The following is a 22,633-nucleotide window of genomic DNA, read 5'->3' as shown; positions in this document are numbered from 1 at the left end:
TAGACATATACCGTGTCAAACTGGTTATGTTATTTTGCAGTTCATCAATGACAGACCTGTTTAATTCCGAATTTTTTCGCTGCTTCAATATATGCTTATTTGCGGCGGAAAATCCTATTAAGATGAAAATATACAAAGAAAAATAAATAATCTGCGGATAAGAATAGAAAGAAGCCGGGCTTAAAGGCTTGTTTGAGTTTTTGATAACGCATGAAAGGATAAACGGAAACAGAAAATAAATGATCTGCTGAAAGACCCAGTTGGAAAATAAAGCGAGCCCAAAGTCTTTAAAGCTTTTTAAGATACTCTTTTGCTCGTAGTTCATTATATTCATTTCCTTTACAGTTTGACAATTCAATCTTACCTGCCTCTTTCCATTATATTTACGAAACGATATGACTATGAAGGATTTATTTCGAATTTACAAATTTAAATCCTGTAAAGGACCTTCTGCAAGGAGAATTTGTATGATTTTGAACAGTTCATTTTGAAGAACAATGCAAATAGAAAAATTCATATTGCCGCGGATTCGAAGAGAAATTTATTCATAAACCGAAAAGAACAATAATATAGTAAGAAGCGTTGTAGAATCAACAACGATTTGCTATAATTATCCATAGAAATCAGCATAGGTGGTGACGTTTTGAATCGTAAAAAAAGCAGCAGAGTGGCCGCAGTGATCGATATCGGCTCGAATATGCTGAAAATGAGAATTTCACAGCTTAAAAAAAGAGAAATTACGGACCTTGAAAAACTGGAATATCCCTTAAACCTTGGCCACGAAGTCTTTACCGACGGAAAAATCCGTTTTGAAAGCCTGCGTGAACTTTCCGGTATCCTGCATGGATACAGCAGCATTTTAAAAGAATACGGAGTGGATCAATACAAAGTAGTGGCGACAACCGCTTTTCGGGAAGCGAAAAACCGTTCCTATGTGATCGACCAGTTAAAAATCCAGAACGACATGACCGTCCAGGTATTGGAGGATGATCAGGAAAAAACGCTGATTTACTCGGAAATTTTAAATACACTCGATAAAATGGAAAATAAAAAAGGAGAAAACGCGCTGATTTCCTATATCGGCGCCGGAACCATCGGCTTTTCCCTTTATAACGGAAAGCATATGATCTTCTCGCAGAACATTCCGATGGGCGCCTTAAAGCTTCATGATATGCTCGGGAATATTCAGGAGCTTACGGAGGATTTTTACACCGTCGTGGAAGAATACCTCAATTCCATTATTGGCCATATCCGTATCCCGTTCAGCAAGGGGCTTGTTTCCAACCTGATTCTGACGGGGAATGAAATTCAGTTAATTGCCCGGATTTGCGGCGTAATGCCCGAAAACGGCTGCTACACGATTCCCGCGCAGATGCTTTCCGACCTGTTTAATCAGATACGCTCCATGTCGCAGGAAAAGATCAGCAGCCACTACGGCATTAACGAGGACACGGCCGAACTGCTGTATTCCGCGCTTGCGATTTATATCCGGCTGATTGAATTTTCCGAATCCGATGTTATTATTGCGCCCAAGGTGGAGCTGTGGGACGCTTTGATGCGCCACATGCTTCTCCCCAAAAGCGGCGAGGAATATTTTGACCATGTCCGTGAAAACGCCATCTCCTGCGCACAGGAAATTGCGAAAACCTACAACTGCAACCATCTTCATTCCGAAAACGTCCGGAAATTCGCCTGCCGGATTTTTGACAAGATGAAAGGCGCGCACGGACTTGACCACCGTAAAAGGCTGCTTCTGGAGCTCGCGGCCATCCTGCATGACTGCGGCTATTATGTAACCGCTAAACAGCATTTGCTGAGTACGTTTGATTTGATTAAGGATATCGACATTTACGGTATGACCGATGAAGAAATGCTGATAACAGCCTATGTTTCCCGCTACAACGAATACGATGTGCCGAATTACGACGACATTGAATTTATTCGTCTGAGCGATAAAAACAGGCTGATCGTCTCCAAGCTTGTGGCCATTTTCCGGCTTGCAAACGCGCTTGACAAGGCGCAGAAGCAGAAACTCAAGGATATTCGGGTAAAACTGGATAACGACAAATTATTGATCACAGCGGACAGCAACGAAAACGTTTATCTTGAAAAATGGGCGTTTGAACAATGCGCCCCGTTCTTCCAGGAGGTTTTCGGCTGTAATCCGATTCTGACCGTCCGCTCCTCCCTAATTTAACATAAGGCGTGGTAATAAATGAATGACAAAAACGACAAAATAAAAATACCGTTTATCAACCGGGAATTAAGCTGGATGGACTTTAACGCGCGCGTTTTGGAGGAAGCTTTTAAGCGAGCCAATCCGCTGATGGAGCGCATCCGCTTTTTGTCCATTACGGCCTCGAATCTGGATGAATTCTTTATGGTAAGGGTAGCCGGGGTGAAGGAACAAGTCAGTTCCGACTATCGTGTGGAAGATACTTCCGGGCTGACGCCGAAGCAGCTCCTCCCTTTGCTGTCTGAAAAAATCCATGCGTTTACGGAGAAGCAGTATTCCTGCCTGCACCGTTCGATTGTTCCGGCGATGAAAAGAAAAGGAATCGCCTTTTTAACACCGGAAGAAATGAATGCCGAACAAAAACAGTATATATCCGATTATTTTGACAAGGTCCTGTTCCCCGTTTTAACACCGCTCGCCGTTGACCGCAGCCGCCCGTTTCCGCTGCTGGCAAACAAGAGTTTAAACATTGCGGTCCGGCTGAAAGGCGAAGAGGATTCCTATTTTGCCGTGGTACAGGTTCCGGCGATTCTTTCCCGTTTTCTTCAGATTCCATCCGACAGCGGAAAATGCTATGTGCTGCTGGAAAACGTCATTATTTATAAAATGGGCGAACTGTTTGAACTGAGTGACATCCGGGCAGCCTGCCCCTTCCGAATCACCCGCAACTCCGACCTTGATATTGACGAAGAATCGGAGGATTTATTAATTGAAATTCAGAAATCCATTAAAAAGCGGAAGCGCGGAAAGCCCGTCCGCCTGGAATTGCTGCAAAAAAGCGACGCGGAAACACAGGAATTTCTGATCGACATGCTGGATATTCAGCCGGACGATATTTATCAGTTCCCCGGCCCGCTGGATTTAACCTTCTTTTCCAAATTTGCATCCCTTTCCGATTTTGAAGCCCTTTGCTTCAAACCGATTACGCCGGTCTATCCGGCAGCCGATTTTTGGGGCTACGAGGATATTTTTGAAGCAATCCGTGAGAAGGACCGTATGGTGCACCATCCTTACGAGAGTTTCGAGACGGTCGTTGATTTTGTGCGAAAGGCCGCGGAGGATAAGAACGTGCTTGCCATTAAGCAGACGCTTTACCGTGTCAGCGGCCATTCCCCGATCATCGACGCGCTGATTACCGCGGCTGAAAACGGCAAGCAGGTAACCGTTCTGGTCGAGCTGAAAGCGCGGTTCGACGAGGAGAACAATATTCTCTGGGCAAAAAAGCTGGAGGAAGCGGGCTGTCATGTTATTTACGGCCTTGCGGGCCTGAAAACCCACTGCAAAATTCTGCTGGTTGTACGCCGCGATGAAGACGGTATCCGCCGCTACCTGCATATGGGAACAGGGAACTACAACGATTCCACCGCAAAAATCTATACGGATATCGGCATTTTCACCTGCAAAGAGCCTTATGGAGCGGACGCCTCTTCCCTGTTTAACGTTCTGACCGGGTATTCCCGCCCGCCGGAATACAACCGCTTTGTTGTTGCCCCGCAGGGCATGCGGAGCTTTTTCGTGCGCATGATCGAAAACGAAATTGCAAATTCCGAACAAAATCTCCCCTGCGGCATCACCGTAAAAATAAACTCCCTGACAGACCCCGACCTGATCGCCCTGCTTTACAAGGCTTCGCAGGCAAAGGTTCCGATTCGGCTCCTCATCCGCGGAATCTGCTGCCTGATTCCCGGGTTGCCGGGCGTCAGTGAAAATATAACGGTTTACAGCATCGTCGGGCAGTTGCTCGAACACAGCCGGATTTACCGGTTTGAAAACGCAGGGAATCCGAAAATTTACATGGGCAGCGCCGACTGGATGCAGCGCAATCTTGACCGGCGCGTAGAACTCGTATTTCCGGTAGAAGACGAGGCCCTGCGGCAGCGGGCATTCGATATTCTGAACCTGATGCTGAGCGACAACATCAACGCGCGCGTTATGCAGTCGGATACCGTTTATACCCATATCGATAAACGAGGAAAAGCGCCCTGCAACTGCCAGATCGAATTTTCGCGTCTGGCACAGGATGCGGTAAAACAATTGATTGAGCAGGACAGCAGTAAGCCCTTCCGGCCAATATACAATGCGGAACAAATGAAATAATCGGGTAAAATGAGAGGAAAGCTATGAAAAGAATAGGAATTTTAACAAGCGGCGGAGATTGCCAGGGATTAAACGCAGCGATTCGCGGCGTTGCAAAGGGACTTTATGTGGAATTCGGTAAAGACGTTGAAATCTATGGCATTAACGATGGTTATCGGGGCTTAATCGAAGGCAGTTATCAACAGATGAAACCGGATGATTTTTCAGGGATTCTTACCCTTGGGGGAACGATTCTCGGAACTTCCCGCCAGCCATTTAAGCTCATGCGTGTTATGGATGACAACAGCGTGGACAAAGTCCAGAATATGAAAGAAAATTACAAAAAGATGAAGCTGGACTGTCTGGTCGTCTTGGGCGGAAACGGTACGCATAAAACGGCGAACCTTCTCAGCGAAGAGGGCTTGAACGTTGTAACGCTGCCTAAAACCATTGACAACGACGTTTGGGGTACCGAAATGACCTTTGGTTTCAGCAGCGCAATGGAAATCGCCACCAACGTTCTGGATTGTATCCATACAACGGCAACGTCGCACGGCAGGGTATTTATTGTGGAAATTATGGGGCATAAAGCCGGGTGGCTGACTTTGCATTCGGGTATTGCAGGAGGGGCGGACGTGATTCTTATCCCCGAAATTCCCTACAGCATCGACAGCATTGTAAAAACATTGGAACAGCGCAACAAAAACGGAAAACGGTTTTCCATTCTAGCCGTCGCGGAAGGCGTACTGTCCCAGGAAGAAGCCTCCATGGGCAAAAAAGAATTTAAAGCGGCTCGGGCGAAGATGCCCTACCCCTCTATTTCCTACCGCCTGTCAAAGGAAATCAGCGAACGGACCGGTCAGGAAATCCGCGTTACCGTACCGGGGCATTTTCAGCGCGGCGGAAGCCCCTGCCCGTACGACCGCCTGCTTGCAACCCGATTCGGCGCGGCGGCGGCAAAACTGATCGCGGATAAAAAATACGGATTCATGGCGGCGCTTCAAAATAATGTGATTGTACCCGTTCCGCTGAACGAGGTTGCCGGAAAATTAAAGGGTGTCCCCGCCGACAGCGATATTATAAAAACCGCACGTGATATCGGAATCAGCTTTGGAGACTGATAGAAAGAAGGTTTATCATGAAAATGCAAAGGATTCGGAATTCAAAATGGATGAAGGCGGCGACGGCCGCGGGGGCGATTACTGCCGCTTTGACAGTTGCGCTCACCGTTTACAGCGGTTACTTTGTCGTAAAATTGCTCCGCTGCGTCGATACAGCGCAAAAAGCCCTTCCGGAAATGGAAAAGGCCGCACGGCTGTATCAAAAGAAAAACGCGGAGGAAACGGAACCGGAAGAAATATAACCGAACCGCACCCGGACATTGAAATCGGCGCCCTGAAAAAGGGGCGCCGATTTCATTTTTTGCGTATACAAAAAGGGCCGACATCGTTAGTAACGATACCAGCCTTTATTACTGAATTTTATATACACAATTATACCGTTATATGGTCTTTTAATTTTGCAAAGGTTTTCTCTCCGATACCGCTTACGTTTTTAAGCTCTTCAATCGATTTAAATTTTCCTTTTTGCTGCCTGTAATCGATAATCCGTTTGGACATAACGGAGCCGATTCCATCCAGCTCGCATAACTGCTGCGCAGTAGCGGTGTTGATGTTCACTTTTCCGACCCGGCTTTCCGCTTTGCTCTGCATCTCCCTTTCTTTGGGAGGCAGACCGGAAACGGCCTGCGGCGTGTAGGCTTCCTCTCCCGAAGAAGTACTGTCGGCCGCAACCGTAACATTCATGGCTTCCGGAACATAAAAGGCGTTGTATCCGATAATCAGCGCACACAGAAACGCCGCAATCACAATTAAATATCTTGTTTGCAGGGTATCCTCATCCATAACAAGACCCGCCTATCTCCTGTTATTTCTGCTGTAGTTTCGCTAAAAATCCGGTAAAGTACTCGGGAAGATCGCTTGTAATTTCAAGATAACGGCCGTCACGCGGATGCTCAAAGCCAATAACGCGGGCGTGGAGGCACTGTCCGTTCAGATTCGGAACCGGCTTCTTCGGGCCGTAAACCGGATCGCCCGCCACCGGGTGGCCGATATAGGCCATATGCACCCGGATCTGGTGCGTTCTTCCTGTTTCCAGCCTGCACTGGATATGCGTAAAACCTTCATAGCGCGCAAGAACATGATAGTGCGTAACGGCATTCCTCGAATTCTTTTCCGTTACCGCCATCATCTTCCGGTTAACCGGATGCCGCCCAATGGGGGCGTCAACCGTTCCGTCGTCCTCTTTAACATTGCCGTGGACAACCGCTTCATAGATGCGTGTAAAACTGTGTGCTTTAATCTGCGCCGCCAGCTTCCGGTGTGCAAAATCATTTTTTGCAACAATGAGCAGGCCGCTTGTGTCCTTGTCAATCCGATGTACGATTCCAGGCCGGATAACACCGTTAATGCCAGACAGAGAATCGCCGCAATACGCCAGAAGCGCATTCACCAGAGTACCGGTACGATTTCCGGCGGCCGGATGGACAACCATCCCCTTTGGCTTGTTGACAACCAAAAGGTCATTGTCCTCATAAACGACATCGAGCGGGATATTCTCCGGCTCCACATCCGTTTTCTCCGGTTCCGGCAGCAATAAACAAATACAGTCGCCCTCGGCGCCGCGATAGCTTTTACTGAGCGTTTTGCCTTTCAGGGAAGCACAGCCTTCTTCAATCCGCTTTTCCGCCCCGGAACGCGTCAAACCGTCAACCTTGATACTGATCAGTTTATCCAGCCGAAGACCGACGTCCTCCGGTCCGATAACGATTTTTAATTCACTGTTCATTACTTTTTACGAATAACCCGTTCGGCGTCGGAATCCAAATTTGAAAAAAACAGAATATGAATCATTAAGAATACGGTTCCGACCGTTACACAGCAGTCCGCAAAATTAAAGATCGGCGGAAAAAAAGAAACACTGAGATAGTCGATCACATACCCATGAAGAATGCGGTCGATTAAATTTCCAAAGCCCCCGCCAATAATCAGGATTGCGGCGATATAGGAGTAAACCGTGTGATTTTCATATTTAAACAGCGAAATGATCAGCAATATACTGATTGCTAAAGTGACAACAATGAAAAACCATCTTTGATTTTGCAGAATTCCAAAAGCCGCGCCTCTATTTTTAATATAAAAAATATTCAAAAAGCCATTTATAACGGTAAATCCGCTGTCCGGCTTCAGATTTGATGTAACAAGGAGCTTGATAATCTGGTCAACGGCAACTGCCGCCACCGACAGTAGTAAAGCAATGACTGCCAACGGAATCTCTCCAATCCTGTGATAAAAAGGGCGAACCATCCGCCCGCCCTTTTCTAAATTATTTTAAAACCTTCGCGCGGCGGCCGCAAACATCCGAATGCTCACAGTTTTCCCCAACCGTACGGCTGTAACTCCGGAGCGCGCGCATTTTACGCCGTCCATAAGAAACGGTAATCTCCTTAGACAGAATTCGTTGTTTTAATTCGAGCTGCCGTCCGGAGAAGTCTTATTGCCGGAGAGATTATCCGCAGCACTGTATGGTGAACGGTAAGGCGAGGAAGTATCCTGCAGATCATCGTCAAAATTGGAAATCTCCGCATTAAAAAGATCGTCCGGCTTCTGGGCGGTCTTCGCATCGTCCTGCGGCTGCTCATCCGCCGCTTGGGGTTCAGAAGGCTGCTTCTCCTTTTCCGGAGACTCTTCTTTCGCAGCATGCTTCGGCGGCTCAGCGGTTTCCGGCGCGGGTTTTTGAGTCGGCAGCGCATCAATTAAGGTCAGGTGCTCTTTATAAATATTTAAAAGCTTGGAACGAAAATCAGAGACCGTCTTTTGCAGGGTTTCCAGTTCCTTCTGCTGCTCGACAACACTCTGCTTCGCGCCGGTGATAATCCGTTCCGCCTTAATATTGGCGTCTTTAATGATGATTTCAGCCTTATGGCGGGATTCGCGGATCGAGGCGTCCCCCAGCTTCTGGGCACTGACAAGCGCGTTTTTAATTTCATCCTCTTCCTTGCGGTAATCTTCCACTTTCGCGGCTAAAATTTTAAGCTTCTCAACAAGCTGGTTATTTTCGCCTTTCAGCTTTTCGTATTCCTCTTTCTGTTCCACTTCTTTTTTCAGAAGGGAATCATAGGATTCCTTAACCGCATCGATAAACTGATCCACATCATCGGTTCGGTAACCGGAAAAGCCTGCTTTTCGAAAACTGGCGTTGATAATATCGTTCATAGATAACATTTTGGAAGCCCTCCGTTAAATATATTTCCTGCCTGCAATGCTCAGCCTGCCCTTTTTGGTAACGGGACCGAGGCGGTCAAGAACAAAGCGGCCTTTTCCCCTGACCGACAGTTTACTGCCCGGCGTTACGGCAGCATTTACGGACAAAATTTCTTCATGGTTCAGCATAACCATACCGGAACGAATCAATTCACATGATTTTTCCCTGCTGGTGCCAATGACAGCTGCAACAATGCAGTCCAGCCGGGAAGAAGCCACTACGGCGGAAAAATCCGCAAATTGCCCGCAGGGCGGAAGGGGCTGTTCGGCACCCTTTTTCATCTGAACGCCCACTTTTCCGATCTTGTCCAATTGCGACAGGATGAAATCGGAAATTTCGCTGCGCACAAAGAAAACGCATCGTCCCGTTTCGATTAAAATATCGCCGAGAGCCTCCCGCTGAATTCCGGCTGCAAGGATAGCACCCATAAAGTCCCGGTGGCCGAGGCTGTCGCAGGAACGAAAACACGCCGTTACCGCGCTGATTGGGAATAGCTCGGCGTCCGGCTCAAGAAAGTCCGGAAATGCGCCAAAAACTACACGCTCCGCGTCTTCCTTTCCGCCGAAGAGCATATAGTTTTTAAAATGAATATGCGACATTCTGTTTTCCGCCAGATGCGCCTGGCGCTCATCCAGAAAACCGACAAAACGCGGCCTTCCTCCGTTTTGCGCCAGACGCACGGCGTCGTTAAGCTTTGCTTCGAGAATTCCGTCCTCCGCCTGCTTGTCCATCAAAAATAAACACCGTTATTTTCTAATTCATCTAAAACATCGTCACCCGTAAGATCTACATTGTATGGAGTTATAATAAACGTGCTTGTGGCAACCCTTTTGATTTTTCCGCCGTTTGCATAAGCAACGCCGCTTAGAAAATCAATGATCCGGCGGGAAATATCCTTGTTTGTATTTTCAAGATTCAATACCACGGTATGCATTTTTAAAAGCTCGTCCGCCACCGCGCAGGTTTCTTCGCCAAAGCGTTCCGGCTTAAACAGAACGACCTGAAGCTGCGCCGTCGCATGAATGTTGACTACCTTATTATTGTTGTTCGGAACATAAGCGCGCTTAATGGTGTCGCGTTCATGTACTTCTGTTTCCTCGTTTTGGCGTGCAGGCGCTTCTTCCTGCTGAACGCCGTCATAATCGTAATCGTATTCGTCCTCCGGTGGGTTCCACATATCTTTGATTTTTTCTACAATTCCTGCCATAGGTATCCCTCCTAAAATTATTTTATTTGTATACTCTTGAGCCAAACAGGGCGGAACCGACCCGAACCATATTGGCTCCCGATAAAATTGCCTGAGAATAATCCGATGACATTCCCATGGATAAAAACTCCATGTTAACATTATCTATTTTTTTACCCATTATGTCAACAAAATATTGATGCATATTTGTAAAATATCCCCGTGTTTCCTTTTCATCCGCGTCCGCCGGCGGTATCGCCATTAAACCGCGGATGCGCAAAGACGGCAAAACTGCAATTTGCTGTATCAAATCATTCAGATTCTCCGGAAGAACACCGGACTTGTTTTCCTCTTTGCCGATATTCACTTCGATCAGGATATCCGTTGTAAGATTATGGGAAAGGGACAGCCGGGAAATTTCCCCCGCCAGCTTTACGCTGTCGACCGATTGAATCATGCCGACCTTCCCAATCAGGTTTTTCACCTTGTTTGTCTGCAAATGGCCGATAAACTGAAGTTCGCAATGATCAAGCGCATAGGACGGGTATTTTTCACAAAGTTCCTGTACCTTGTTTTCCCCGATATGGTCAATTCCAAGCTCTATCCCGTGGTTAATCACTTCGACTGGAACGGTTTTCGTTGCGGCGAGCAGCGTAATGTCCTTGGGTTCGCGGCCTGATTGAACAGCCGCCTCGGCAATTGTATTTCGAATTATCTTATAGTTTTCTTCCAGACTTTGAAAACGCTGTGCAAACTCATTTGACGACTTTTCCATCATATAAATCGGTCCCTTCTATCACAACTTCATCAAACAGTTTCACGGTTGAAGCAGTCATCAGCTCGTCCTTCGGCGGATCAACATCACAGATTACGTAATCTCCCGTGCTCAGAAGCGGAAAGATCTGTTCAAACACCAATTCACTGCCATGCATTGCATAAACGCCGTTGACCTCTTTTTTAACAGTGGATTTGTTGCCCTTCTTATCTTTTACCGTTTTTGTCACCGTTGCAAAATGAACGGCTTTCTGACTGACCCGTATTCCCGTATATTCCTCAATTTGTATCTGAGCGGTTGCATTGCGCATGGAGGCAATAGAGGAATTCATATAATTGCTTTCCAAAACAACGACAGCCTCGGAATCCTTATTTGGCTGATTGACCGCAACAACTTTTGCGGGAACCGCCTCGCTGGAAGCAAACGGAAAATTCATCGTAACTTTATTTCCCAGCCTGAATTTTACAACCTGATTTCCCGGAATCACAAACGTAAAATACCAGTTAAAATCTTCGCAGATTTTACCGATTGCTCCGCTTTGCGGGACAGGCGCTTTTTTCAGATCTTCCTTCAGTACGGCGGGTGAAAGCGTAAGGATATTGTTGTAATCAAATACGGATTCGTATCCGTCTGTTGAACGAATAAAATAGCCCGAAGCCGGGGCGGTTATGGACCCCGTCGCCGCACTGCCGGATGCGGCAAGCGTGTTCCGCTTTGCCTGCAAGGCCGCGATTCTGGCGCTGAAATTCACAGAGCGGTTTGTAACAATCTGTCTCTCATTCATTAAATACAGCAAATCGCTTCGGGCGTTCGCTAATTTTACAGTTTCCCCCGCATTCAAATCGGTAAGAACTTCCGTAAGCTTCCGGTTAATCTGCTTTCCGATGGAATCCGGACTTGCCGCATACGTATCGCCCGGCGTATTGAGCTTCTGCAATTCGGCAATCTGGCTGTCCAGATTTTCAAGCTCCTGATGGGCGGCCGTGCTCTGTTCGTTTGCATAGATCTGGGCGACCTTTCCGCCCGTGGCGACTTTACCGCCGTCACTGACAACATAAGTAATCACGCCGTTTGCCTGCGCGGTAATCGGGCGTTCCTTCCGTACCGCCGTACCGTTCACCTGTACGGTGTCGGCGGTGCTGGCGTAGGACGCCGTTTCCGTCTGCACCGGTTCATAATGGGCGTTATAAATTTGATATCCTAAATAAACAAACAAAAGGATGGCCAAAATAGCCGACGAGGCTCTTCTTAAAAGCAGGCTATTCATCGAACCACCCTTTCCGGCTGATAATCTGCATGGCCTGTTGCGCCACCAAATCAAAGTCCATTGTTTCGTCTATTATAATCCAGTTGATATTCGCATCGCGTCGAAACCAGGTAAGCTGGCGTTTTGCATAGCGGCGGCTTTCCTGCTTGATTCTTTCCACCGCTTCCTCCAGCGTGCACCGGTCGTTTAAATACGGGAGCAGCTCCTTATAACCGATTGCCTGCAGCGCGGTCTGTGAATCCGGCCTGCTTAAAACTTCCTTCGCTTCGCGAAGCAGACCTTCCTTCATCATCAAATCGACACGGAGGTTAATTCGGTCATAAAGCATTTGGCGGTCCTTGAAATCCAAACCGATCAGGCAGGAATCGTAAGGAGAAGGCGCTTGCTTCGAACGTTCTAATTGTTCGGTCATGGTCACGCCCGTTGTACGGTAAATTTCGATTGCCCGTATCAATCGGCCGATGTTATGCGGGTGGATTCGTTCCGCCGATTCCGGGTCAAAGCTTTTCAGCTCTTCCACAAGGACTTCCGGGCCTTCCCTTTCCGCTTTCCGGGCAAGTTCCTCCCGCAATTTTTCATCCCGGTCGGTTTCGGTAAACTGGATATTCTGAAGCAGGGAACGGACATAAAGGCCGGTTCCTCCGGCAAGAATGGGCAGTTTTCCGCGCAAATGCAGTTCGGTTATGCATTGCGAAGCAAGCGAAACGTAATCCGCGACACTGAACGGCCGGGAAAGGTCGGCAAAATCGATTAGATGGTGCGGCACTCCCCGCATTTCCTGTTCCGTCGGCTTCGCCGTTCCGATATTCATTCCTTTATAAATCTGCATCGAATCTGCGGATATGATTTCGCCGTTTAACCGAAGCGCGATTTCAACCGCAAGGCGGCTTTTGCCGGAAGCAGTCGGCCCGACGACCGCAACCACGGGTATTTTCTCATTCCTGTCCATGGTTATTGTATTCGCCCAAATTGGCGCTCCAAATCTTTCTTTTTCATGATAATATATGCCGGCCGCCCGTGCGGGCAGTAACGGATGTCCTCATTTTCCATTCTCTGAACAAGCGCGATCAGTTCCTGCGGCGAGCTTTCGCTTCCGGCTTTAACCGCCGCGCGGCACGCAACATTATGGTACAGCCAGTCGAGCTTTTCGGTCGTAATATCATTTTTTGCGGTTTGCAGATAACCGGCTATTTCCATTACCGCAGAAGCAACGTCTTCCCCGCCGAGAATCATCGGCGCGCTGCGGACAAGTACGGTACCGGAGCCGAAATCCTCAATTTCAAAACCCGCGTCGGCACAAAGGGCAAGGGATTCAAGGATAGCGGCGTATTCGTTTTTCTCCAGCGTAACGGTTACCGGTTCAAGAAGGATTTGCCGAACCGCCTGACCGCCGTTTGCTTTCAGCTTTTCATAAAGCATCCGTTCGTGGGCGGCGTGCTTGTCGATAAAAACCAGTTCGTCTCCCCCGCGCTGCACAATGATGTACGTGCTGAACGCCTCGCCGATCAGTTTTTCCGGCTTTTGCGGTTCCGACGGTATTTCTTCCGATAACGGAGCCTTCGGTTCGACCGGAATTTCATCCGTCTTTGGTGCAGCGGGTGGATTTAGGTTTGGGGGAACCGGGGCAGGCTCGGGAGATTCTATCTTCTTCACTTCAAAATGGGCATTGTAAAGCGGAGCCTGAACGTCGTTGACGACAAACAGGCGGGGCGGCCCGTCCATTTTTTTAACGGCCTGTGCCGGCGATTTTGTACCCAGTTCCAGCTGAACCGGCGCTTTCGGCTGTTCAAACGGCGGAAGAACCGGCTTCGGCAGAGACAGCACATTTGGCGTGTCCCCCTGATTCAGCGCGGTTTTCACGCCATGATACACCGCGTCAAAAATCGGCTTTTCATTCATAAACCGAACTTCTATTTTCGTGGGATGAACGTTCACATCCACCGCCTGAAAAGCGATTTTTAAATGAAGCACGCAGGCCGGAACCTTCCCGACCATAATGGAACCTTTAAAAGCTTCCTCCAACGCAACCATCGCGGTTCGGCTTTTGATATAACGGCCATTGATAAAAAACTGCTGCATACTTCGATTCGGGCGCGCGGCGGAAGGTTTACTGATAAAGCCCCAAAGCTTTACACCGTTCAGCTCATAGTCGACGGGTATTAATCCGGAAGTAAATTCCCTGCCGTAAACCGCGTAGACCGCGGATTTCAGCTTCCCGTCGCCGGGGCTGTGCAGCGCTTCCCGCGAATCGCGGAGGAAACGCAGGGAAACCTCCGGATGGGAAAGCGCAATCCGGTCAAGAATGGCCGCGATCGCGTTGGCTTCCACAACATCTTTTTTCAGAAACTTCATACGGGCCGGGGTATTATAAAACAGATCCCGCACCACAATGGTCGTTCCCTGCGCACAGCCGGCGTCTTCACAGATTTGCTCCACGCCGCCGTCTATCACATAACGCGTGCCCGCAAGCTCATCCTGTGTGCGCGTCAGCAGCTCCACATGGGAAACCGCCGCAATCGAAGCGAGCGCTTCCCCGCGAAAACCCAGGGTGGAAATGGTATCGAGGTCGTCCTGGCTGTGAACTTTACTGGTGGCATGGCGTAAAAAGGAAACGGCAACATCGTCGCGGAATATGCCGCTCCCGTTGTCCGTAACACGCATATACGTTATCCCGCCGTTTTTTATCTCGACGGTAACGGCGGAGGCACCCGCGTCGATCGCGTTTTCAACCAGTTCTTTAATCACGGAGGCAGGGCGCTCAACGACTTCTCCCGCCGCAATCAGCTCGGCGACATGCTTATCCAATACATTGATTATGCCCATCATTTACCTCCTTTACAAAGCCGTATCATTCTAAATTGATCCAATACCGCTGCATAATCCGGTTGCACATACCGCGGCCCCTATTCTTTTGCCAGCGTTGCGAGTTCGAACAGCGTATTCATGCACTCGATCGGCGTTAACGTGTTTACGTCGAGCTTTTTAAGCCTGTCCATCACTTCCGCTTCATTCGGAGGTGTAATCGAAAGCTGCATCTCTTCCTGTTCCACCTGCGTATTGCGTCTGCCGCGTTTCTTCGGCATCGTTACCTGCTGGCCGCTTTCGAGTTCCGCCAGAACCTGTTTCGCGCGGTTTACAATTTTATCCGGAACACCGGCAAGCTTGGCAACTTCAATGCCAAAGCTGTCGTCCGCTCCGCCGCGTACAATCCGACGGAGGAAAGTGATATCGTCCCCGCGTTTTTTCACGGCAATATTATAATTTTTAACGCCGTCCACCAGTTCTTCCAGTTCCGTAAGCTCATGATAGTGCGTTGCAAAGAGCGTTTTTGCGCCGAGAAGCTTTTTATCGGCCACATATTCCAAAACGGCGCGGGCGATGCTCATCCCATCAAAGGTGGAGGTACCGCGCCCGATCTCATCCAGAATAAGAAGGCTGCTTTCGGTTGCATTTTTCATAATATCGGCAACCTCGGACATTTCCACCATAAAGGTCGACTGCCCGGAAGCTAAATCATCCGACGCGCCTACACGCGTGTATATGCTGTCTGTGATACCGATTTCCGCGTAAGAAGCCGGAACAAAGCACCCGATCTGCGCCATAATGACGATGAGCGCCGCCTGCCGCATATACGTGGATTTTCCCGCCATGTTCGGCCCGGTAATAATGGCTACCCGGTTTTCGTTCTGGTCGAGGGTAACGTCATTGGGGACAAAGGGAGCGTCGAGCAAAATCTCCACCACCGGATGGCGGCTTTCTTTCAAAATCAGTTTGCCGTCCAGATTCACGACCGGACGGATATAATGGTTATCGGCCGAAACCTGCGCGAAAGAGGTCAGGACGTCGAGCTGTGCGACGGCGTGCGCTGTTTTCTGTACGCGGGTAAGCTGTGCGGCGACTTCCTTTCGTACGGCATCGAAAAGCTGAAATTCCAGCTGCACCGACTTATCATGCGCGCCGAGAATTTTCCCCTCCAGTTCTTTCAGTTCGGGGGTTATGAACCTTTCACAGTTTGTAAGCGTTTGCTTTCGTATGTATTCCGGCGGAGCCTGATCTTTATAGCCGTTGCTGATTTCAATATAGTAGCCGAAAACGCGGTTGTAACCGACTTTCAGTTTTGAGATACCGGTTCTTTCCCGTTCCTGCGCTTCGATTTGAGCGATAATCCCCCGCCCGTCGCTCATATCTCCTTTCAGAAGGTCCAATTCTTCGTTATAACCCGGTTTTATCATGCCACCCTCGCGGATGGAAAACGGCGGTTCTTCAACAATGGAACGTTCAATCAGCCGGAATACGTCATCCAGTACGTCGATGCTTTGATAAATATCTGTAAGGAGATTTGACTTTACACCTTTCAGGATATTTTTTAAACCCGGAAGCTTCTCAGCCGCGGAGGAAAGCGAACGAAGTTCCCTTCCGTTTGCGGAGCCGTAAACAATTCGGGACATCAGACGTTCCAGATCATGGATTCCGCTCAATTGTTCGGCAATACTGTCGCGCAAAATGGGGTCATCCGACAATTCCTGAACGGCATTCAGCCGTCTGCTGATTTGCGCCGGACTTAAAAGCGGCTGTTCAATCCAGCTGCGGATTAAGCGTTTGCCCATCGCCGTGCGCGTTTTGTCAAGCACCCACAGGAGCGAGCCGCGTTTTTCCTTATTGCGCATGGTTTCAAGCAGTTCCAGATTGCGGCGGGTATTTAAGTCCAAATGCATATACTGCGCGCCGCTGTAAAGGTCAATCGCATTAATGCGCTCAATGCCAGTGCGCTGCGTTTGTTTTAAATAGGAAAACAGCGCCCCGAGCGCGCGAACAATATTGTCTTGCCCAGAAAGGTCTAAAGATTCGAGATTCTCCCGCTGAAATTGCCGCAGAACAAGGGACGTACAGGATTCTTTTTCAAAATTTTCGCCGTCAAGCAGTTCAAGGCTGGCGGAAAGGCGTTCCTTTATGAACTTCGGCAGTTCGGAAAATTCCAGAACATTCTGGTTGATGAGTATTTCCCGCGGTGAAAACCGCGACAGTTCATTTTTCAGCTGTTCGGATAAATCCCCGCCGCAAAGGGTGGTGGCGTGCAGTTCGCCGGTGGAAATATCCGCAAAGCAAATGCCCGCCTCTGCGCCTTCGACGCATAGCGAGCAAATAAAATTATTGCGCGTTTCGTCAAGCATGCTGCTTTCCAGCACGGTACCGGGCGTAATAACGCGGATAATATCACGCTTTACCAGGCCTTTGGCTAAAGCGGGGTCTTCCATCTGCTCACAGATCGCCACCTTATATCCTTTGGCCACAAGGCGGGCAACGTAGCTTTCATAGCTGTGAAAAGGCACACCGCACATAGGGGCGCGTTCCTCCTGTCCGCAGTCGCGCCCCGTCAGTGTTAAATCCAGCTCTTTCGATGCAAGCTTGGCGTCGTCGTAAAACATTTCATAGAAATCACCAAGTCGGAAAAACAAGATCGTGTTTGGATTCTGTTTTTTAATTTCAAAATACTGCTGCATCATTGGTGACAGGTTTGCCATCGCTTGCATTTCATCTCCTTCTTGAATCGGTAAAATTTAGTGGCATCCGCCGCAGGCTGAGCAGTCTCCGCCGCAGGAAGACGGTTCATAATCGGTTGTCTCCGGGTCTTCGCCATCGGCGGACTGCCGGATAATCGCGTCAACACGCTGAAGCAGAGCGTCTATTTCCTCTTTTGCCTTATTGTACGCGGTCATATTCGGATTCTGCATAATCTTGGCATAGACATGGCGCAGTTCCTGATTGAGCAGCTGCATTTTGTCGGTATCCTGCTCCGGTTTTGACGCTTCGTTGTTAATCGCAATTCTTTTCAGATTAAATTCCCCGATTAAATCCTGAAGCTGCTGGTCGTCATCGCTGTTCTGCTTGGCAAGCTGCCAGTTAAGATACCTGTCATCCTTTTGAATCTCTTTGCCGATCTCTCTGGCCAGGCTGATAATATCCATGTTGAAACTCCTTAAAATTATTTTTTATTTTATTAGCTCTCCGCTTAATATCCAGTTGCGCGCGGAGGTAATTTTCACATTTTGAAAGCTCCCGATAATGCTCGGATCTCCCGGAAAATCCACAACAATGTTGCCGTCGGTTCTTCCGGTTAAAAGTCCCGTTTTCGGATTCCGGTCTTCAACAAGCACTTGCTGGGTCGTGCCGACCATGCCCGCGCAGCGTTCCGCCGCAATTTGCTCCTGTGCTTTGCAAAGTTCCACAAACCACTTTGATTTTTCCTCCGCCGGAACCGGGTCGGGCATTTTTGCGGCTCTTGTCCCCACACGGGGCGAATAGATAAACGTATAAAGGGAAGTAAAGCCCACCGTCTTAATTAAATCAACCGTATCGAGAAATTCCTCGTAGGTTTCGCCCGGGAAGCCGACAATTACGTCGGAGGTAAGGGACAGGTCCGGAATTTTTTCCTTTGCATAATCGACCAGCGCAAGGTATTTTTCCCGGGTGTACCGGCGGTTCATTTCGTTCAGCACCCGGTTATTTCCGGACTGAAACGGCAGATGCAGATGATGGCTGATATGCTTTCCGTTCGCAATGGTGTCGATCAGCTCATGCGTTGCGTCTTTCGGGTGCGAAGTCATAAAGCGGATACGACAATCGCCCTCCACCTCGTCAAGCATCCGGAGAAGCTGCGAAAAGTTTACCGGATGATCAAGATTCTTCCCGTACGAATTCACGTTTTGCCCAAGCAGCGTGATATCCTTATAGCCTTCCTTTACAAGGCCGGTGAACTCTTCCAAGATCGCTTCCGGCGTTCGGCTGCGTTCCCGCCCGCGGACATAGGGCACCACGCAGTAGGAACAGAAATTATCACAGCCGTACATAACGGTAAGCCACGCTTTGATGTCCCCGTCACGGCGAACCGGAAGGCCTTCCACAATCTGCTTGTCCTCGCTGTCGTCGCCGCGTTCAAACACCCGGTGCCCGTCGGTAATCGCCGTAAACAAAAGCTCCGGCAGTCGGTGAATCACATGCGTGCCAAAAACCAGATTGACAAACGGGAAGCTTTTGCGTATGCGTTCGGAAACATGTTCCTGCTCCATCATACAGCCGCAAAGTGCGATAATCAGCGACGGATTGCGGCGCTTCACATTCTTTAAAGCGCCCACATTGCCGAAAACCCTGTCCTCCGCATGTTCACGGACGGCGCAGGTATTATAGAGAATGAGGTCGGCTTCCTCCTCTTTGTCCGTAAAGGAAAAGCCCATTTCCGAAAGAAGGCCCTTGATTTTTTCACCGTCTGCCATATTCTGCTGGCAGCCATAGGTGTGCACAAGCGCCATCGGAACGGAGCCGCGCTTTCTCACCGCCATAATTTGCGCCAAGTCGCGGATATAATCGGCCTGCGGCCGGGTCTGCGGCAATATTTGAACCGGAAATTGTTCTGACAAAAGGGTTTACCTCCCCCAATATATGGTTTGCACATTATTATACCATGTTGCCGGAATCACTTCAAGGAAAAATGCACAAAAGCCCCACGGCTCCTGTGAACCGCGGGGCTTTCACCGTACTTATTTTTTTACCTTGTACATCCAGGGAACCGCGCGCCAAACGGTAATCCGGCGTTTCAGGTCCCGATCGGTCTGCTTTCCGGTAAGGAGCAGCTTGTCATATCCTGCTACGCGAAGATATCCCCGAACCGCATTATAGCCCATTCCTTCCTGAAGAAGAATATCGACTCCGTTCATAACGGTAAGCGGCAGCTTCCGGCGCTCAAAAAGCCGTATTAATTCTGCATCTTCCCGATGGTTCGTCTTTAGGATGTCCAAAATACGCAGCATTGCATCGGTATGCTGAAAAATATTTTTGCCAACCGGCTTCAGCTTGCCCCTTTTCAGCTCAAAAAGATTGTCGCGCTTTAGAATCGTCGACGACTGCGCAATGACTGCGGCGGACAGCAGGCAGCGGTAAACAAATTCTTCCGCATAACCGTGTGCACACGTATCGAAAAAGCGAATCTGCCGTTCAAAAAGGAATTTCCGTTTGATGAAAATAGCCGATATATCAATATGAACGATATTGTTCAGAATATTTTTTATATACTGTGTGCCCGGCTCCTGAAAAACGACCTTACTGATTCGCCGCTCCGCAGCATTGGACTCCTCTTCATTCAAGCTTCCGAAGACAAAATCGGCGGAAGTGCGAACGGCGGTTTCATAATAGCCCTGAATAAAATCGCGGTACAATCTTCTTGCGAATATAAAAGTAACATAATCGCCGCTGGATTTTTGCAGGCCTGTATTCAAAGCAGCGGCTACCGGCCCGTCGCCGTTCTGTATGACAAATCCCCGGAGCTTCTGTTCTTTTATAAACTGAACCGCTTCCCAAACCGTCTTGTCCGACGAACCCATATCGACTACGATAAATTCCGTTTCCAGCCCGGCTGCCTGCTGTGCAACAAAGCGCAAAACGCCCGACATTTCCTGCTCTATATTTTTCACCGGAATAATAACAGAAAGCTTCGTAATCTGCATCGCCGAACCTCCTTTTGAATCTATCTATAAGTATATCATATTATTCCTTATTTTAAAGATGAAAACTGCCGGATATCCACTCATTTTCCCGAATACTTTCAGTCAAAATCGCTTTTAAAAACCGGAGTGTCAATCTGTTCCTCCTCATGTTCTTTTAAATAGCGGACGGCGGCATTATATTTACTGTCGTTTATAAAATGCGTCAACCGCTGAACAATCTGCTCCGGCGGCTGTTTCATTCCCCGGCGCGCCCACTGGATAACGATCCCCACCAGCCCGAACGCATAAAAATCGGCAATAAAATCCTTGTCCTCATTTTCAATCTGCCCCTGCGAAAGGACGTCGATAATCTCTTCCAAAAGCACTTTGGTTACGCTGAAAAAATAATCCTGAAAAGCGTTCTGGCCGGTTACACTGAACGCATTCGTATAAAAATACTGCTCTTTTTTCATTGCGTTCAATACGTCGAACACCACTTCATCCAATTCTTTAAAGGTTCGATGCTGTGTGACTGCCGAAACGACCTCGTTATAATAGATCCAGTCCACCAGATCGTACTTGTCTTTAAAATGGTAATAGAAGGTCTGCCTGTTAATTTTGCTGTTTTCCATAATATCAGCGACCGATATCTTCTGAAGCGGTTTTTTTCGCATTAATTCCTTGATCGATGCCGCTATTGCATTTTTTGTAATCAGTGAATCAGACATTTTTACACTCCTGAAATTTGATGGTCAGGCAAGACAACACTATGCATTCATTTTAACAGCATTACAGGTTTTTTTCAATATATGAATATCAAGAAAGTACAAAACACCCGCAATCCTGCAAGGGTCTTTGGCTATAAAAGGCGCACTGCCAAATGCCGATGTACCCGAATATCCCCAGTTTCCAAATACCTTTCTTTACATAATGCCGTTTCAGGGGGCAACAATAATAAAAATACCATTTTAAAGGAGACTCAATATGGGTGTAGTAACAGACGGCACCAGCAAATATCAAGGCTGCATTGATGAGTGCAACCAATGCGCACAGGCTTGTGTGGAATGTATGAATTTATGCTTAAATGAACCGGATGCTGCCGAGCGCAAAAAATGCATATCCAAGCTTCAGGAATGTGCATGCATTTGCAAAGTAGCAGTTTCCTTCATGACGATGGATTCGCGTCACGCTGCGGATCTATGCAAACTTTGCGCTTTGATCTGCGAGGAATGCGGGCAGGAATGCGAAATGTTTCAAGACGACCATTGCATAAAATGCGCAGAAGTATGTGATAAATGTGCAAATGATTGCCAATCCATATAGTTCGGCGGGTAAGTTTGTTTTGTGTGAAAAGTGTATCCAATATTTCTGCTCCAAAGCGTATATTCCCCTGTCCTGTCATATAGATTAAATTTAAAGATTTTTTTTAGAGATTTTTTTTTAAAATCACCAAACTTATGCGGTATGCGTTTATAATACAGGTATAATTTGAGATTATAAGACTCTAGAAATACTGCTTAATTTCCAGGAAACGGCCGTCCAGAAATGGGCGGCCGTTTCCTATTATTTGGATTTATCCTCCGCTCAAACTCCTTATTATCTTTAAGTCGTAAAAATAACCCGCCTATCAAATCATAGGCGGGCTTGGCTTTATACATAAAATGGGGATTTGTACCCTACGCAAACTTAAAATTTAATCACTTTCGGCTTCCGCAAATTTTCTCTTGTCATCCTTAATAACAGCGTAAATTTCCTCTTCCGAATCCAGGATTTTAATCTCGGAAGGAAGTTTAAAATCAACGCCGGTGACGTTTTCTCCGGACGTTTTCTCGGAAATATCCGCTACAGCCTCATTCGGGATAAGCGCCGCCTGTCCTTCTACTTCAATCTCTGCTTTAACAACCTGCAATTGCAGCAATCTGTTTTCCAATTCCGATTGGCCAAGAAAACTAACCGGCAGCTTCATTTTGACCGTTTGGTCTTTTTCTACCAATTGGATTGCAACGTGCTGAATGCGGTCTTCCACAGGGTGTTTCTGAACTTCCTTAATGAAGCCGAATTCTTTTCGGTCACCTAATGCAACCCATAATTTCGCATTTGGCCCCTCTTTTGCGATGATTTTGTTCAGCGCCGCACTTTCAAACTTCACAGAGGTGGAAGCTGCGCCCGGCCCGTTAAGAACACCCGGAACAAAACCTTCATTTCTCACTTTTTTCGTTTTTTCGTTTCGTTCCATTGCATTTAAAATAATCTCTTTCATGATAAAACTCCTTTTAATTCGTTATATTTTAGA

Annotated in this window: 21 protein-coding genes; 5 read left to right on the top strand and 16 right to left on the bottom strand. The window is 48.0% G+C overall.

The window, feature by feature from the left end; translation table 11 throughout:
* Positions 1-643 precede the first annotated feature (643 nt).
* From OUY18_RS02640 to OUY18_RS02625, 4 genes are read left to right on the top strand one after another with little or no spacing between them, the layout of a single operon-like run.
* Positions 644-2,197, top strand: a complete 1,554-nt coding sequence (locus tag OUY18_RS02640) for a phosphatase (RefSeq protein WP_268057151.1) — start codon at positions 644-646, stop codon at positions 2,195-2,197.
* 18 nt (positions 2,198-2,215) lie between these two features.
* The gene (locus OUY18_RS02635; protein ID WP_268057149.1) at positions 2,216-4,333 is read left to right on the top strand and encodes an RNA degradosome polyphosphate kinase; all 2,118 of its coding nucleotides are present in this window, start codon (positions 2,216-2,218) and stop codon (positions 4,331-4,333) included.
* Between the two features lie 23 nt (positions 4,334-4,356).
* Positions 4,357-5,433, top strand: coding sequence for a 6-phosphofructokinase (locus OUY18_RS02630; protein ID WP_268057148.1), 1,077 nt, complete (start codon positions 4,357-4,359; stop codon positions 5,431-5,433).
* A 17-nt stretch (positions 5,434-5,450) separates the two neighbouring features.
* On the top strand, positions 5,451-5,675 hold the full coding sequence (locus OUY18_RS02625) for a hypothetical protein (protein WP_268057147.1): 225 nt from the start codon (positions 5,451-5,453) through the stop codon (positions 5,673-5,675).
* 130 nt (positions 5,676-5,805) lie between these two features.
* Here the strand turns inward: OUY18_RS02625 and OUY18_RS02620 are convergent, their stop codons facing one another.
* The 15 genes from OUY18_RS02620 to dhaS all read right to left on the bottom strand — a co-directional run bounded on the left by OUY18_RS02620 (position 5,806) and on the right by dhaS (position 21,068).
* A complete protein-coding gene (locus OUY18_RS02620) occupies positions 5,806-6,216 on the bottom strand; it encodes a ComEA family DNA-binding protein (RefSeq protein WP_268057146.1) in 411 nt (136 codons plus the stop codon).
* 22 nt (positions 6,217-6,238) lie between these two features.
* Positions 6,239-7,159, bottom strand: coding sequence for an RluA family pseudouridine synthase (locus OUY18_RS02615; RefSeq protein WP_268057145.1), 921 nt, complete (start codon positions 7,157-7,159; stop codon positions 6,239-6,241).
* Positions 7,159-7,638: a signal peptidase II gene (gene lspA / locus OUY18_RS02610; protein WP_268057144.1), complete on the bottom strand. Its 480-nt coding sequence runs from the start codon at positions 7,636-7,638 to the stop codon at positions 7,159-7,161. The genes OUY18_RS02615 and lspA overlap by 1 nt, the downstream gene beginning before the upstream one ends.
* A 198-nt stretch (positions 7,639-7,836) precedes the next feature.
* A complete protein-coding gene (locus OUY18_RS02605; RefSeq protein WP_268057143.1) occupies positions 7,837-8,595 on the bottom strand; it encodes a DivIVA domain-containing protein in 759 nt (252 codons plus the stop codon).
* A gap of 15 nt (positions 8,596-8,610) precedes the next feature.
* Positions 8,611-9,366, bottom strand: coding sequence for a YlmH/Sll1252 family protein (locus tag OUY18_RS02600; protein ID WP_268057265.1), 756 nt, complete (start codon positions 9,364-9,366; stop codon positions 8,611-8,613).
* Positions 9,366-9,842 carry a cell division protein SepF gene (locus tag OUY18_RS02595; protein ID WP_268057142.1) on the bottom strand — a complete coding sequence of 159 codons (477 nt, stop codon included), beginning with the start codon at positions 9,840-9,842 and terminating at the stop codon, positions 9,366-9,368. The genes OUY18_RS02600 and OUY18_RS02595 overlap by 1 nt, the downstream gene beginning before the upstream one ends.
* Before the next feature lie 22 nt (positions 9,843-9,864).
* Positions 9,865-10,599, bottom strand: a complete 735-nt coding sequence (locus tag OUY18_RS02590; RefSeq protein WP_268057141.1) for a YggS family pyridoxal phosphate-dependent enzyme — start codon at positions 10,597-10,599, stop codon at positions 9,865-9,867.
* On the bottom strand, positions 10,577-11,863 hold the full coding sequence (locus tag OUY18_RS02585) for an HlyD family efflux transporter periplasmic adaptor subunit (RefSeq protein WP_268057140.1): 1,287 nt from the start codon (positions 11,861-11,863) through the stop codon (positions 10,577-10,579). The genes OUY18_RS02590 and OUY18_RS02585 overlap by 23 nt, the downstream gene beginning before the upstream one ends.
* Positions 11,856-12,812, bottom strand: a complete 957-nt coding sequence (gene miaA, locus OUY18_RS02580; protein ID WP_268057139.1) for a tRNA (adenosine(37)-N6)-dimethylallyltransferase MiaA — start codon at positions 12,810-12,812, stop codon at positions 11,856-11,858. Before miaA ends, OUY18_RS02585 begins: the two co-directional genes overlap by 8 nt.
* 2 nt (positions 12,813-12,814) lie before the next feature.
* A complete protein-coding gene (mutL, locus tag OUY18_RS02575; protein WP_268057138.1) occupies positions 12,815-14,686 on the bottom strand; it encodes a DNA mismatch repair endonuclease MutL in 1,872 nt (623 codons plus the stop codon).
* An 80-nt stretch (positions 14,687-14,766) separates the two neighbouring features.
* The gene (gene mutS / locus OUY18_RS02570) at positions 14,767-17,385 is read right to left on the bottom strand and encodes a DNA mismatch repair protein MutS (RefSeq protein WP_268057264.1); all 2,619 of its coding nucleotides are present in this window, start codon (positions 17,383-17,385) and stop codon (positions 14,767-14,769) included.
* A gap of 36 nt (positions 17,386-17,421) precedes the next feature.
* On the bottom strand, positions 17,422-17,829 hold the full coding sequence (locus tag OUY18_RS02565; RefSeq protein ID WP_268057137.1) for a YlbF family regulator: 408 nt from the start codon (positions 17,827-17,829) through the stop codon (positions 17,422-17,424).
* 24 nt (positions 17,830-17,853) lie between these two features.
* Complete coding sequence (miaB, locus tag OUY18_RS02560) at positions 17,854-19,200, bottom strand: tRNA (N6-isopentenyl adenosine(37)-C2)-methylthiotransferase MiaB (protein WP_419196113.1); 1,347 nt, start codon at positions 19,198-19,200, stop codon at positions 17,854-17,856.
* A 198-nt stretch (positions 19,201-19,398) separates the two neighbouring features.
* Positions 19,399-20,361, bottom strand: a complete 963-nt coding sequence (locus OUY18_RS02555; protein WP_268057135.1) for a glycosyltransferase family 2 protein — start codon at positions 20,359-20,361, stop codon at positions 19,399-19,401.
* A 98-nt stretch (positions 20,362-20,459) separates the two neighbouring features.
* The gene (gene dhaS / locus OUY18_RS02550) at positions 20,460-21,068 is read right to left on the bottom strand and encodes a dihydroxyacetone kinase transcriptional activator DhaS (protein ID WP_268057134.1); all 609 of its coding nucleotides are present in this window, start codon (positions 21,066-21,068) and stop codon (positions 20,460-20,462) included.
* A 256-nt stretch (positions 21,069-21,324) separates the two neighbouring features.
* On the opposite strand from dhaS, the gene OUY18_RS02545 reads away from it, so the two are divergent.
* Positions 21,325-21,663 (top strand): four-helix bundle copper-binding protein, encoded by a 339-nt coding sequence (locus tag OUY18_RS02545; protein ID WP_268057133.1) that lies wholly within the window; start codon positions 21,325-21,327, stop codon positions 21,661-21,663.
* A 370-nt stretch (positions 21,664-22,033) separates the two neighbouring features.
* Here the strand turns inward: OUY18_RS02545 and OUY18_RS02540 are convergent, their stop codons facing one another.
* Positions 22,034-22,600, bottom strand: a complete 567-nt coding sequence (locus tag OUY18_RS02540; RefSeq protein WP_268057132.1) for a 50S ribosomal protein L25 — start codon at positions 22,598-22,600, stop codon at positions 22,034-22,036.
* Positions 22,601-22,633: the final 33 nt, after the last annotated feature.

The sequence above is a fragment of the Caproiciproducens galactitolivorans genome, from assembly GCF_026672255.1.
Classification (GTDB): Bacteria; Bacillota; Clostridia; order Oscillospirales; family Acutalibacteraceae; genus Caproiciproducens; species Caproiciproducens galactitolivorans_A.
This window is presented reverse-complemented; position numbering and strand designations above follow the sequence as displayed.

Excerpts from the sequence above, each read along its gene's own strand:
- OUY18_RS02635 (WP_268057149.1), top strand. The coding sequence starts at position 2,216 with ATGAATGACAAAAACGACAAAATAAAAATACCGTTTATCAACCGGGAA.
- OUY18_RS02630 (WP_268057148.1), top strand. The coding sequence starts at position 4,357 with ATGAAAAGAATAGGAATTTTAACAAGCGGCGGAGATTGCCAGGGATTA.
- OUY18_RS02625 (WP_268057147.1), top strand. The coding sequence starts at position 5,451 with ATGAAAATGCAAAGGATTCGGAATTCAAAATGGATGAAGGCGGCGACG.
- OUY18_RS02620 (WP_268057146.1), bottom strand. The coding sequence starts at position 6,216 with ATGGATGAGGATACCCTGCAAACAAGATATTTAATTGTGATTGCGGCG.
- OUY18_RS02615 (WP_268057145.1), bottom strand. The coding sequence starts at position 7,159 with ATGAACAGTGAATTAAAAATCGTTATCGGACCGGAGGACGTCGGTCTT.
- OUY18_RS02605 (WP_268057143.1), bottom strand. The coding sequence starts at position 8,595 with ATGTTATCTATGAACGATATTATCAACGCCAGTTTTCGAAAAGCAGGC.
- OUY18_RS02600 (WP_268057265.1), bottom strand. The coding sequence starts at position 9,366 with ATGGACAAGCAGGCGGAGGACGGAATTCTCGAAGCAAAGCTTAACGAC.
- OUY18_RS02595 (WP_268057142.1), bottom strand. The coding sequence starts at position 9,842 with ATGGCAGGAATTGTAGAAAAAATCAAAGATATGTGGAACCCACCGGAG.
- OUY18_RS02590 (WP_268057141.1), bottom strand. The coding sequence starts at position 10,599 with ATGATGGAAAAGTCGTCAAATGAGTTTGCACAGCGTTTTCAAAGTCTG.
- OUY18_RS02585 (WP_268057140.1), bottom strand. The coding sequence starts at position 11,863 with ATGAATAGCCTGCTTTTAAGAAGAGCCTCGTCGGCTATTTTGGCCATC.
- miaA (WP_268057139.1), bottom strand. The coding sequence starts at position 12,812 with ATGGACAGGAATGAGAAAATACCCGTGGTTGCGGTCGTCGGGCCGACT.
- mutL (WP_268057138.1), bottom strand. The coding sequence starts at position 14,686 with ATGGGCATAATCAATGTATTGGATAAGCATGTCGCCGAGCTGATTGCG.
- mutS (WP_268057264.1), bottom strand. The coding sequence starts at position 17,385 with ATGGCAAACCTGTCACCAATGATGCAGCAGTATTTTGAAATTAAAAAA.
- OUY18_RS02565 (WP_268057137.1), bottom strand. The coding sequence starts at position 17,829 with ATGGATATTATCAGCCTGGCCAGAGAGATCGGCAAAGAGATTCAAAAG.
- miaB (WP_419196113.1), bottom strand. The coding sequence starts at position 19,200 with ATGGCGGTGAGAAAGCGCGGCTCCGTTCCGATGGCGCTTGTGCACACC.
- OUY18_RS02555 (WP_268057135.1), bottom strand. The coding sequence starts at position 20,361 with ATGCAGATTACGAAGCTTTCTGTTATTATTCCGGTGAAAAATATAGAG.
- dhaS (WP_268057134.1), bottom strand. The coding sequence starts at position 21,068 with ATGTCTGATTCACTGATTACAAAAAATGCAATAGCGGCATCGATCAAG.
- OUY18_RS02545 (WP_268057133.1), top strand. The coding sequence starts at position 21,325 with ATGGGTGTAGTAACAGACGGCACCAGCAAATATCAAGGCTGCATTGAT.
- OUY18_RS02540 (WP_268057132.1), bottom strand. The coding sequence starts at position 22,600 with ATGAAAGAGATTATTTTAAATGCAATGGAACGAAACGAAAAAACGAAA.